Origin of the sequence: Marisediminitalea aggregata (assembly GCF_900129565.1) — a bacterium.
Taxonomy (GTDB): Bacteria; Pseudomonadota; Gammaproteobacteria; order Enterobacterales; family Alteromonadaceae; genus Alteromonas; species Alteromonas aggregata.
Map to the genome: position 1 here is coordinate 1 of NZ_FQWD01000004.1, position 13418 is coordinate 13418.

Consider the following 13418-nt stretch of genomic DNA (forward strand, 5'->3'; position numbering starts at 1 on the left):
CCTCTCTCAAGGCGGGAGCCGAAGCCCCCTTTGGTCCGTAGACATTATGCGGTATTAGCAGTCGTTTCCAACTGTTATCCCCCACCTAAAGGCAAGTTCCCAAGCATTACTCACCCGTCCGCCACTCGTCAGCAAAGTGCAAGCACTTCCTGCTACCGTTCGACTTGCATGTGTTAGGCCTGCCGCCAGCGTTCAATCTGAGCCATGATCAAACTCTTCAATTAAATATATCGAAATTTTGAATTGTCGTTGTTGACACTCTTAATGAGTGCCCACACAGATTGTCTTGTTATAAATTGTTAAAGAACAGTGCAAACTCAGTTGTTTGCTGCTTCAGCGTTCTTTCAGAACCTGCCGAAGCGGGATGCGTATAATACGCTTTTGATTTCCTGCGTCAACACTTTTTTGAAAATTTTATTTTCGAAGCATTTCGCTGTAAACCGCTTCACATAAGGCTTTCGCGTTATGTTGGGTAGTTGCTTTTCGGCGTTCCCCGTTGAAGTGGGGCGCATTCTACGCATCTGGTTATTTGCGTCAACCGTTATTTTCAAAAAACCACAAAAAACGCGACCGTTTGGTCGCGTTTTAATCAATTAAGCTATTTTTGTTTATTAAAACATCTATCTCAACTTCATTTTAGCTACTAAAGCGTCTTTTTATCACTCTCTGTTGCCTGTTCAACATTGTCAGTCTTGTCTTCATTAGGGGTATTTGCATTAGTTTCGCTATTTGGAAACTCAGCATCCTCCAGTTGATCACCGACCACATCATTCAACGTTACTTTTTCAACCGTTCTGAATGTGTTGATTGGGCCCGCCATGGCGTACAAGGCAAAAACTATAAATAGGACCAAGGCTGGTTCTGTTGCTACTACTATAAATACCAGCAATATAAGCAGTAACGCAACGAAGGGGACTTTGCCGTGCCAATTCACCTCTTTAAAGCTGTTGTACTTAAAGTTGCTTACCATTAGTAATCCCGATAACCCGGTAATCAAGGCAACAATAATCCCGATGCTGTTACCATCAATGTCGTATTCAACACCGAGCCATACAAAGCCACTCACAACTGCTGCCGCAGCCGGACTCGCCAGTCCCTGAAAGTATCGCTTGTCTGCAATTCCGACCTGAGTATTAAACCTTGCTAAACGCAACGCTGCACCAGCTACATATATAAAAGCAGCAAACCATCCTATTTTACCCAGGTCGCTTAGTCCCCAGTTATACGCAACTAAGGCTGGAGCCATTCCGAATGACACCATGTCTGCCATTGAATCATACTCAGCACCAAAATCGCTTTGTGTATTAGTAATTCGAGCAACCCTTCCATCCAGGCCGTCGAAGATCATCGCAACGAACACTGCAACTGCTGCCGCTTCAAATTTACCATTCATTGAAGAGACTACGGCAAAGAACCCCGAAAATAGTCCGGCGGTAGTTAACAGGTTAGGTAGTAGATAAATACCTTTGCGTTTACTTTCTGTCATAGAATTCCCTGATTAATAGTTCCTCTATATTATTTCATACTCTGTTTATTGTTGCCTGTAGATTTTTATCTCCCTTCTTTTCGAGCAATAACAAGGTATGAAGCCTTATACCTTATCGCGGTATTTATTCGGTTATTATTTATCCGAAATAACTGCTGATGAAAACGCCATGTTGAATTGCTTTCTCATCACATACAGTCAGCTTTTTTTACATAGCCGTAAATTATACTGACACAAGCAGACATATATAATTGAAATTATTGATTTTTATATTTTGGCCCGCATTTTGCTTTATTGCTATTGCAAGAATGGGTAGTCTTTATGAGGAAGAGAAATGCTAAAGTCAGGTATTATTGCAATAGGTTTATTGGCAGCTAGCCAAGCCGTTGCGACGACAACGGTATCAACATTCGATTTTACGAGCTCGAGTAACTTTTCGAGCACACCGGGTGGTTACGGCAACACCTATGAAATATCACAAGGCACATTAGACCTTGATATTAAAGCGTTTGCCGACACAGGTAGCAATGGCACTGTAGAAGATGCAAAAGTCTCATCTAACAGTCACGGTTTGCTCGTTTACAATCGTGATGAAGGCAGTAGCCAACATACAGTAGACAACGACGGTGCTCGAGACATGTTATTTTTTGATTTTAACAAGTCTGTAGCTTTAACTAAACTGAACATCGGTTGGTCAACAAACGACAGTGACATGGTTGTTGTTGGTTTTAATACGCTTCCAACATATAACAGCAGCTCAACCTGGAGTTCACTTGCCAGTGCAATCACTGCAGGTACGCATGCAGTATTTGAAATCATTCACCACGGCGCCACTTCAGGTTGGAATAGTTTTAACAGTGGTGGCTTCGAGTCAAAGTATTGGTTGGTAGGTGCTTATAATAAGTTTTTCGGTTCTAGCAGCGGTTATGAACACGGCAAGGATTATGTAAAAATTGCCGGTATCATGACAAGCCACGAATCAACGACTACAACCCCCCCGGTTGAAGCGAATGCGCCAGCATCTCTAGGCTTGATGGCAGCAGCGCTCGTATTTATGTGGAATCGCCGCAGAGTACAAAAATAATAATGTTACTATTCTGAAAAAACCCCGCCTAGCGGGGTTTTTTTATGTCTGTAAACCCTTCATAATTAAGTTTAAATAGTAAACACAGATGCAATATGAATAACTTACTGAAATGCACATTTGCCGGTGCGATGCTTTTAATGTCAACGTCTTCACTGGCTCAGGAGAAATACGAAGCTGCGTTAAGCGCGTTCAATCAGGAACAGATTGGTGAAGCTTACATATTGCTGAAAAACACGTTGCGGGATAACCCGGATCACCTTCCGTCTAAATTACTGATGGGCCGAATTCTATTGATCGACGGCTTTACTATTGATGCCATCGATGAATTTGAAGAATCTCTGCAATTAGGTGCAGATAAAAACCTCGCACTCCCCTATTTAAGCACCGCTTACTTGATGCAAGGTGAATATGATTTGGTTATTAGTCTTGCCGACTCTCAACCTATATCAACCGAAACGAAAATTGCACTAAAGCTAAATGCAGCCAGTGCATTCATTCGTCAGAACAAGCCTTCAGATGCAGAATCGGAATACCAGCAAATATTAAAACTGTCTCCGAATAATATAGCTGCAGTAAGTTCTTATACCGACATGCTAATATCGGTTGGAAACCTTAAAAGCGCCGAAGAGTTATTAAACAGTTATCGGTCCCAAATGCCGACATCAGCCGCCCTATTGCACACCTATGGAAAATTACAGCATGCCAAGGGGCAAAAAGAGGCTGCATTAGACACATTCGAACGCGTAGATGCTCAACAACCGTCTAACCCGCTGTATATGCGCTCATTAGCGTCTGCACTGGCAGAGCTAGGAAAATATGACGAGGCTCGTCAGGTTATTGCGAAAATAGAACAACAAACGCCGGCGGATATTCAAATTCGCTTATTGAAAGCACGTATTCTTGCACTGACTAAACAGCAGTTTGAAGCAGATAAGATCCTTCAGCAACTGACACAAGAGCTAAGCTTGCTCGATGAAAAACAACGAAATGAGCGAATACAGCTCAGTGTTGTGACAGGTATTGTTGCTTATATTAACCAAAACTATGAACTCGCCAGTACAGAACTAGCCCGTTACGTTTCTGATCGAACACCGTCACCTGAAATCGTGGGTATGCTGGCCGATTCTCTACTGCGTTTTGGCTACTACAAAGACGCTATCACCGCACTCGAAAAACACATTGATGTTGTTATTAAAAACCCTGATGTGGCCGTATTGACCTGTGAGCTCTATATCTCTATTCGTCGAAACTTTAAGTGTGAGCGAATGCTACCCGAGCTTGAAAAAGCCTATCCTGATAACACGAAAGTGAAGCTGATCCATGCCAAGCTTTTGATGAGCAAATTTCAATATCAAGCTGCGAGTGATTATTTACAAGCTAATTTAAGCAATAACAAAGAAGAACCCGTAGCCGAATTAAAAGCCATTTTGTTTGGTCAAATCGGTGACTTTAATAACGCGTTTATTCAAGCCTCATACTTAACGGAAAAATGGCCGGATAATCTCGCATATCAAATCATTCGGGCAGACATTGCGGTGCGATTAGGTCGTAACGAAGAAGCCACAGAAATAGTCAATAAAGCACTTAGACTCGAACCCAATCATCTGGGCGCGAGAGTTGTCAAAGCGCGAATCGCTTTCCAGCAAGACAAACGCACTGTTGCCATTGAGTTACTGGAATCTGTGGTAAAAGAAAAACGCGACAGCCTGTCTGCGCTATTACTGCTGGGTCAAATTTATACGTTAGAAGGGCAGTTCGACCTGGCCGTTGACAGACTATTAATTGCAAAGGCCCTGAACGCGTCCAGCCCAGAGCCACGTGAACTACTCGTATCTATTTATCGTCAGACCGGCGACCTGAAAAATGCTATTTCAGAGATAAATCAACTTCTCAATCTTGATAGATTGAACTCAGAGTACATGTTACAGAAAGCCGACGTGCTCATTGAAATGCGTAACTATGCGGATGCCGCTTCTCAGTTAAATGTTGTTTACGCAACCTGGTCAGATCAAGCATTTGATTTGCTGCGTTTGAGCAAAATTCAACGCACGGCGCTTGACTACCCTGGAGCAGAAAGATCTATCAAGCGTGCCATTGAACTCAAGCCAAAATGGGAACAGGCACATGCTGAGTATATTAACTTCCTGGTCGAACAGTCCCGTCTCGAATCGGCCAAGGAAGAATTGGCATCTTATCAAAAAACATTTGGCTCAAATGCTAACTACCTTATGCTTCGCGGCGATCTTGCCTTTGCTCAAAATGAAGTGGAAGGTGCCTTTTCGTACTATTTAAAATCACATCAAGCGATGACAAGTTTTAACATGCCGCTGTTGAAACTCTATGTTCTCGCGCAGCAAAACCAGCAGTACCGAAATAAGTTTATAAAATACGTAAAGGAATTTACGGCGAGTGGCAACCGTTCACTCATTGTAAAACAGATTCTTGCTGACGCGCTGATGCTGGATAAGCAATACGACGAAGCCGAAAAAATATATACGGTGCTTCTGGATGAGGATCAACTCGCACAACGTGCTTTTATCCTGAATAACATGGCCAATATCTATGCCGATAAAGACATAGAAAAAGCGCTGGAATACAGTAAGCAAGCGCTGGATATTACCAATAATTCAGCACCGCTGCTGGATACTTACGGTTGGCTGCTGGTTTCGGCAAACCAATTAGAAAAAGGGTTGGATACGCTGCGTAGAGCCTATGCGGTGAACTCAGAAGATCCAACGATTCAATATCATATCGCGGCAACATTGGAAAAATTAGGTAAGAAGGAAGAAGCCAAAGAAGAATTAATCCGCAACAACACGTTGGAAAAAACGTTTCCGGATAAAGCTGACGCGGAAGCATTATTCAAACGTTTGGATTAACAAACCGTAAGAATTACTTCTTATCAAACAAAAAGAGGCTGTATTGCACAGCCTCTTTCACATTCCTACGGTATTAGAAAACGATCAGATTCTCACCGTCGACATCAATCCGAATGGTGGATTCAGGTAATATAGTACCTGACAGCAATTGCTGCGCCAGCGGATTTTCTATCTGAGTCTGAATAGCCCGCTTTAACGGTCTCGCCCCAAACACAGGGTCGAATCCGGCATCGGCCAGCTTGTCCATGGCAGCCGCTGAAAGCTCCAACTTGTAACCCTTGTCTGCCAGGCGCGCTCGTAGCGACGCTAACTGGATCTTAGCAATAGACTTGATCTGCTCTTTACCTAGCGGGTGGAATACGACAATGTCATCCACACGGTTAATAAACTCAGGCCTAAAGTGCTGCCCTACCACGTTCATCACCATCGACTTCATTTCGTCGTACTGACTTTCCTGATGTTTGTCCTGAATGATGTCCGAACCTAAGTTAGAAGTCATGATCACAACGGTATTCTTAAAGTCAACCGTGCGCCCCTGCCCGTCTGTTAAGCGGCCGTCGTCTAACACCTGCAACAGAATATTAAACACATCCGGATGCGCCTTCTCTACTTCATCCAGCAGAATAACCGAGTACGGCTTGCGACGAACTGCTTCGGTAAGATAACCCCCTTCTTCGTACCCCACATATCCCGGCGGTGCGCCGACCAATCGGGCAACGGAATGTTTTTCCATAAATTCAGACATATCGATACGAATCATTGCATCTTCGGTATCGAACATGAAACCTGCGAGTGACTTACATAACTCCGTTTTACCGACACCTGTTGGACCAAGAAACAGGAATGAACCAATAGGTCGATTGGGATCTGCCAGTCCAGCTCGTGAGCGTCGTATCGCATTCGACACAGCAGCAACGGCTTCTTGTTGTCCTACTACCCGTTTGTGCAGCACGTCTTCCATGCGCAGTAATTTGTCGCGCTCGCCTTCGAGCATTTTTGCCACAGGAATACCGGTCCACCGCGACAACACTTCGGCAATTTCAGCGTCTGAGACTTTGTTTTTCAGTAACAGGGTTTCCCGCGTTTCATTTTCGGCTGCTTTTTCCAGCTTCATTTCTAACTCGGGAATACGACCATACTGCAGTTCCGACATACGGTTTAAATCAGAAGCACGACGGGCAATCTCTAAATCCAGTTTGGCTTGTTCCAACTCAGATTTAATGGACTGCGTGCCTTGCATTGCTTCTTTTTCGTCTTTCCAAATCTTTTCCAGTTCGGAAAACTTCAGTTCTGCCTGTTCACGTTCCAACTCGATCATTTCGAGGCGCTTATGACTGGCATCATCCGTTTCTTTTGCCAACGCTTGTTCTTCCAGCTTCCACTGGATAATTCGGCGCTCGAGGCGATCCATTTCTTCGGGTTTTGAATCGATCTGTAAACGAATACTGGACGCTGCCTCGTCTATCAAATCAATAGCTTTGTCAGGCAACTGTCTGTCGCTAATATAGCGATGCGATAACGTGGCCGCCGCAACTATCGCCGGGTCCGTTATGTCCACAGAATGATGCAACTCGTAACGTTCTTTCAAGCCACGTAAAATGGCAATGGTATCTTCTACACTCGGCTCTTCCACCAGTACTTTCTGGAAGCGACGTTCAAGCGCTGCATCCTTTTCAATATACTGACGGTACTCATCCAGCGTCGTTGCACCTACACAGTGTAATTCTCCTCGCGCTAATGCAGGCTTGAGCATATTGCCCGCATCCATTGCGCCTTCGGATTTCCCAGCACCTACCATGGTATGCAGTTCATCGATAAACAGAATAACCCGACCTTCTTCTTTGGCCAGCTCATTGAGTACCGCTTTTAACCGTTCTTCAAACTCACCACGGTATTTAGCACCGGCCACCAGGGCCCCCATATCTAACGACAATACGCGCTTGTCTTTTAGTCCTTCGGGGACTTCACCATTTATGATCCGCTGTGCCAGCCCTTCAACAATAGCGGTTTTCCCCACACCAGGCTCACCTATAAGCACCGGGTTGTTTTTAGTACGGCGCTGCAATACCTGAATGGTTCGACGGATTTCGTCATCTCGTCCAATAACCGGATCCAACTTACCCTGCTCTGCGCGCTCGGTCAGATCGGTAGTGAATTTTTCCAGTGCCTGACGTACATCTTCTGCATTCGGGTCAGTCACTTTCTGACCACCTCGCATGGCATCAATGGCTTTTTCAATTTTGTCTTTAGTAATATCCAGCGATTTCAGGATATCGCCAAGACGGCCTTTGTCCTGAATTGCTGCCAATACAAAAATTTCAGATGTGATGTAATCGTCTTTGCGTTGCTGTGCAATCTTGTCGCACAGGTTTAAAAGCACAACAGACTCTTTGCCCAGTTGCACATCACCACCAATGCCCTCAATTCGGGGCAACCTGTCAATAGCTTCTGCCAACGCGGAGCGAAGTGCGTTCACATTGATACTTGCCTGATCCAACAATGAACGTACTGAACCGCCTTGCTGGTTTAGCAACGCTGTCATTAAATGCACAGGCTCGATAAACTGGTGATCTCTGCCCAAAGCAAGAGACTGCGCATCAGAGATCGCAATCTGGAACTTGCTGGTAAATCTATCTAAACGCATAAAACCTCTTTAACCGTGCGTAAATAACCTTGCTTCATTTATGGGTATGACAGCATCAAGATTCAAGTTGGCTGTGTAAAAATACGGCAATTTATTGCGCTAGCGCAACGTTTACAGACTTGAATAATCCGCGTCGGACAGCCCGATGACACTGACAATCCTGCCCGTGCCTGAAATGCCTTCATGACAAGCACGTCGATGTGAAAAGAATAGCGATGATTGTTGATAAGTACAAAGATGAGAGGAGGTAACCTGCCGTATGCCGGCTTGTTCACATTGCTGTTTCGCTATCAGAGGCAGATCCAAATAGCACTTTTCTGCATGGGTATGAGTCAGTACAGCATCGGGAAATTCCGTAAACTTTGCAGCCATACCGATATCGACTTCATAGCAAGGTCCACTAATCGCGGGCCCAATCCAGGCATGGAGGCATTCCGCATCTATAGCCATGGCTGCAATAGTCCTGGCAATAATGCCATTCGCCAGTCCTTTCCAACCGGCGTGCACCGCTGCCACAACGGTAGCATCGTTATCGCACAACAACACTGGTACACAGTCGGCCGTCATAACTGCACAGAAAGATTGCCTGTCTCGACTGACTGACGCATCGCCGTCGTATTGATCTGACGGTAACGCAATAACATCGCAACTGTGAGTTTGATTTAACCAATGAATGTGACTGGCAAAAGGCAGTCTGCTGCGGTTTTCCCGGACCCGGACTGACTCATCACCAACATGATTGCCCACATTGAGTGAGTCAAAAGGGGAGTCGCTGACACCACCAAGTCTTGTCGTGCAATACGCAAACACCCCTTTGGGTGCTTGCCACTGCGGGATAATCAACGGTGTTTTAGTAGTCATCGATACCATGAATCTTGGTATCTTCTCTTACTGAATCAATAAGCGCGACCATATCTTGTGGCAAAGGCGCCTGCCAGGTCATCCATTCATCTGTAGTTGGGTGATACAAAGAAAGCTGAGCGGCGTGAAGCGCCTGACGATTAAAGCCCCGAAGGGTATTTGCAAATTCGTCACTCGATCCTTTTGGCAGTCGCAAACGACCACCGTACGCAGGGTCACCAACCAGAGGGTGTTTAATATACGCCATGTGAACACGAATTTGATGCGTGCGCCCGGTTTCAAGTTTTAATCTAACGTGAGTATGGGCGCGGAACTTTTCAATTACGCGGTAGTGAGTCACCGCGGGTTTACCCATTTCCCTCACCGCCATGTGAGTCCGTTTGGTTGAGTGGCGTCCAATAGGCGCATCCACCAGCCCGCCGGCCACCATAGTGCCGTTTACCAATGCTTCATACTCCCGGCTCATCACACGGGTTTGCAGTTGGTCAACCAGGTGAGTTTGGGCTGGTAAAGTTTTCGCTACCACCATCAGGCCGGTCGTGTCTTTGTCCAGACGATGGACAATGCCGGCACGAGGTACTTTGTCGATGTCCGGTACATGAGCCAGCAATGCATTCAGCAAGGTACCATCCTGATTACCAGCACCTGGATGAACCACTAAGTCAGCGGGTTTATTAATGATCAGAATATCTTCGTCTTCATAAACGATATCCAGCTCAATAGCCTGAGCTTCATTCACAACCTGTTGCTCAATTTCGGCTTCAACCGAAATCACTTCGTCACCGGTCATCTTCTGTCTTGGCACCACACATGGCTCGCCATTTACACAGACATTGCCGGCCAAAATCCATTCTTTTAGCTTCGAACGTGAATAATCAGGGAACAAATCAGCCACGACCTGATCTAACCGCATACCAAAATGTTGAAATTCAGTGCTCGCTGATAATGAAATTTGTGAACTTTGTTGTACCATAACCGCCTAAGACAGGAACGCAAAGCGCAGATTATAACAAGGTTTGCCGTCGTTGGCGGTTTTCTTTTGGTGTTTATATGGTGTTTGCGTGCAAGTACGTTAAAATAACGAAAATTTTGCTGTACGTAATACAGTAGCGAATAAAACGGACCAGGAACTAGAAGTACTATGAAAATTACCCGTTGCATTGCACCACTGGTGTTCGGCGCCATTGTTAGCTTAGCTGGATGCTCGTCTTCAGAAGATAAAGAAGCACAAGTGGTCAACGCGAATCTGGATGCGCAATCGCTTTACGACAGAGCGCGTGAAAGTATGGAAAACGGCAACTTTGCCGCTGCTGCTGCATCACTGAGCGCGCTGGACTCTCGCTTTCCTTTTGGGCCTTTGTCTCACCAGGTGCAACTTGATTTGATTTTCAGCTATTACAAATCAGGTAAATCCGACCAAACGCTGGCTACCATTGACCGTTTCATTCGGTTGAACCCTAACCATGCAGACGTGGATTACGCCTTCTATATGCGTGGTTTAACGAACATGGAAGCCGACAATAATCTGTTCCAGGAAATGGTAGGCATTGACAATACAGACCGTGATCCAACGAAGTCAAAGCAGGCTTTTGACGATTTCCGCCGTCTGATCCAACAATTCCCTGACAGTAAATACGCAGCTGACGCACGTAAGCGTATGGTGTTTATTAAGAATCGACTGGCCAAATATGAAGTCGCGATCGCACGTTTTTATATGCGTCGTGAAGCCTACATTGCTGCTGCCAACCGTGGAAAGTACATTCTGGAACACTACCCTGATTCAAACCAGGTTCAGCAGGCACTGGAAATCATGGTGGAATGTTACGATCAGCTAGAGCTGACTGAATTGAAAGACAACGCGATGAAAACGCTGAAACTGAACTTCCCTAATAGCGAATTTATCAGTTAAAGCGCAACGATATTAAAACAATAAAAAACGCCCTGCTTTGCAACAGGGCGTTTTTGTTTGTCTATGAAAAAGTGCGTGTACTTTTTCTGCCCTACACCGGACTTTGGTAAGACTCACAATAATCCACAAATTCATCTATTGGCAGCGGTTTGGTATAAAGGTATCCCTGCACTTTATGACATTGCTCTTTGGTAAGAAATACAACTTGCTCAACGGTTTCTACGCCCTCAGCCACAATCTCACATCCAAGCTCTCTGCCCATTTGAATAATACTGTGAGTGAGTGAACAACTCGATTGCTCACGGGGTATTTGCGCAATGAAACTCTTGTCAATCTTCAGCACATCGAAGGGTAAGGTATTTAAATAAGCCAAAGAGGAATACCCAGTGCCAAAATCGTCCAACGCGAGACAAAAACCCGCATCTTTGAAACTAGCCAATTGTTGGGTGTCCATATCCAGTAGCGCACTCTCGGTTAATTCCAATTCAAATCGCGAGGGCGACAAGGCGTGCTTATGAAGCTCTGCCAACATATCGTCTAATAAACCGGGTTGCGATATGTCCAGCGCCGATAGATTTACTGCTACTTTCAATCGCTCCCGAATTGCCGAGGGCATGCTAATAAGTGCATTGCATGTTTTTGCAAACACAATCCGGGTTAGCTGTGACATTAACCCTGCATTTTCAGCAATAGGTATGAATACATCCGGTGCTACCCACCCGAGCGTTTTACTTTCCCATCTCGCCAACACTTCAGCGCCAACAAACTCACCTGACTGAAGATTAATTTGAGGCTGCCAGTACACTTGAATTTCATCATTTGCCAACGCATCACGTAGCGCACTTTCCAGTTGAAGTGACTTTCTGCGCGAGTCTGTCATCCCTTGCTTGTAAAGTTTTATACTGCCTTTTCCTAGCTCTTTTGCCCAGTAGAGGGCCGTATCAGCTTGTTGATAAATCGACTTTACTTCTTTTGCATGGTGCGGATAAGCACTAATTCCAATACAACAATTCACTCTGACCAACTCATCGTTGTTCACTCGGAACGGCTTAATAGCCTCCTCGCGAACCGCTTCCGCTAAATCCAGCGCCTCTTTAATAGAGGAAATTGAGTGCGTCCATATGGCAAATTCATCACCGCCGATACGGTACAAGGTCCCTTTACCTAAAATAGTAAATGAAATGCGGTGCGTGAAATCCAGTAGCAGTTCGTCGCCGGCCACATGGCCAAAACTGTCATTAATTTGCTTAAAATTATCCAAATCAATAATGAGCAGGGCTTTACAAATCCCCGCACTGAACGGCCGCAAATCCCGAGCTAATACTGTGTGCAACTGCCGCCGGTTTGGCAATGCAGTTAATACATCGTGGTTGGCCAGAAACCGTAATTCTTCCCGGGTATGCACTAATTCTGATACCTCAGTGAGAGACAATGTGTAATGAGAAATACTACCAATCCGGTCGGTTACCGGCACCAGATTCAATAAACCGTAGCGACGCATTTCTGCTGACGACCAGTTGATTTCCCCTGACCAGCTTTGACCTGATTTCAATAATTGTTGAACCCTGTTACCGGTTTCCGGTGGTAGGAATCGTTCGAGTAATTTGTCGTGCAGAATCGACGATGTGTCATCCGACAGCGGGTTCACCATTTTCACTAAGGCGTTATTTGCATCGACGATTGCAAAGTCGAGATTCAGGATTGCGATCCCTTCACGACTGGTTTCGAAGACCGTTTTTGCCTGTCTGAGTTGTTGCTCATGCCTGTCCATTTGCTCGACGATTTCCTTGCCACTGGACAATAACAGGTTCCAGTCCAGCAGAGGCTCTTTTACCACCTTCTCCATGCGGTGACGGCTAAACAGTAGAAATGCGAACAGGAACAACCCATAAGAACACGCAATGAGTACTTTCCCGCTAAAATTACCAATAATTAGCTCAAAGGTGTCGCTGTGTACCCCAAACGCCAGTAGCGGAAACAATATGCCGTCTGCGACGATCACAAAAACAAAACTCAGGCTATAGGCCAGGCTGAGGTTTGCATGCCCGGCAATACGACTTTTGAACCTGTCGAACAGAAAAATCAGCAGATAAAGCTCAAGAATTATTAATACCGCACCAAGAATAATCAGCGGGATTGACAATTCAAATAGCGCAGCGGGCACGTCAAGTGCGTTAATTACCTGTTCAGCCCTGAGACTCTTTACCACCAGCGCAAACAGCAGCACTTTGAATAAGCCCACCGTGAACACTAAGCGCATAATGTTTTGCAATATAAAGGCGTCGCGTTCAATAAAGGCCAGTATCACACAGGCCATCATAAATCCGCCGTAAGCAATGGTGCCGCCAGATAACTTAATGCTATTAAACAATTCCAGCGAATAAACCGCGCCTAGGAAGCCGCCCATCAGTAGCACTAAGCTGACGTAAATGTATAACGATACTCTTCGCGTATGCGGGTTTTTCTCCATCGACAGCACCGACGGAAACACACAAAACAAAATGACTTGAAAGAGAAAGTGGCTAACCATGCCCACCTATCCATAGGATCCA

The 13418-nt window shown here is 45.3% G+C and carries 8 protein-coding genes and 1 rRNA gene; 3 read left to right on the forward strand and 6 right to left on the reverse strand.

Annotated features, from left to right (window positions below; all coding sequences use genetic code 11):
- Together BUB81_RS11490 and pssA are read right to left on the reverse strand one after the other, a co-directional pair.
- Positions 1-224 (reverse strand): 16S ribosomal RNA (locus BUB81_RS11490); the annotation flags it as partial.
- Between the two features lie 419 nt (positions 225-643).
- On the reverse strand, positions 644-1486 hold the full coding sequence (pssA, locus tag BUB81_RS11495; RefSeq protein WP_073322870.1) for a CDP-diacylglycerol--serine O-phosphatidyltransferase: 843 nt from the start codon (positions 1484-1486) through the stop codon (positions 644-646).
- Between the two features lie 334 nt (positions 1487-1820).
- Between pssA and xdp1 the strand changes: the two genes are divergently transcribed.
- Together xdp1 and prsT are read left to right on the forward strand one after the other, a co-directional pair.
- Positions 1821-2570, forward strand: coding sequence for an exosortase-dependent surface protein XDP1 (xdp1, locus tag BUB81_RS11500; protein WP_073322872.1), 750 nt, complete (start codon positions 1821-1823; stop codon positions 2568-2570).
- A gap of 140 nt (positions 2571-2710) precedes the next feature.
- On the forward strand, positions 2711-5452 hold the full coding sequence (prsT, locus tag BUB81_RS11505; RefSeq protein ID WP_175555805.1) for an XrtA/PEP-CTERM system TPR-repeat protein PrsT: 2742 nt from the start codon (positions 2711-2713) through the stop codon (positions 5450-5452).
- A 73-nt stretch (positions 5453-5525) separates the two neighbouring features.
- Here prsT and clpB read toward each other — a convergent pair whose 3' ends face one another.
- The 3 genes from clpB to rluD all read right to left on the reverse strand — a co-directional run bounded on the left by clpB (position 5526) and on the right by rluD (position 9930).
- Positions 5526-8096 carry an ATP-dependent chaperone ClpB gene (clpB, locus tag BUB81_RS11510; RefSeq protein ID WP_073322876.1) on the reverse strand — a complete coding sequence of 857 codons (2571 nt, stop codon included), beginning with the start codon at positions 8094-8096 and terminating at the stop codon, positions 5526-5528.
- 111 nt (positions 8097-8207) lie between these two features.
- Positions 8208-8957: a peptidoglycan editing factor PgeF gene (pgeF, locus tag BUB81_RS11515; RefSeq protein WP_245819181.1), complete on the reverse strand. Its 750-nt coding sequence runs from the start codon at positions 8955-8957 to the stop codon at positions 8208-8210.
- Positions 8947-9930: a 23S rRNA pseudouridine(1911/1915/1917) synthase RluD gene (gene rluD, locus BUB81_RS11520; RefSeq protein ID WP_073322880.1), complete on the reverse strand. Its 984-nt coding sequence runs from the start codon at positions 9928-9930 to the stop codon at positions 8947-8949. Before rluD ends, pgeF begins: the two co-directional genes overlap by 11 nt.
- A 168-nt stretch (positions 9931-10098) precedes the next feature.
- Here rluD and BUB81_RS11525 point away from each other — a divergent pair, with 168 nt between their 5' ends.
- Positions 10099-10866: an outer membrane protein assembly factor BamD gene (locus BUB81_RS11525; RefSeq protein WP_073322882.1), complete on the forward strand. Its 768-nt coding sequence runs from the start codon at positions 10099-10101 to the stop codon at positions 10864-10866.
- A gap of 91 nt (positions 10867-10957) precedes the next feature.
- Here BUB81_RS11525 and BUB81_RS11530 read toward each other — a convergent pair whose 3' ends face one another.
- Positions 10958-13396: a putative bifunctional diguanylate cyclase/phosphodiesterase gene (locus tag BUB81_RS11530; RefSeq protein WP_073322884.1), complete on the reverse strand. Its 2439-nt coding sequence runs from the start codon at positions 13394-13396 to the stop codon at positions 10958-10960.
- Positions 13397-13418: the final 22 nt, after the last annotated feature.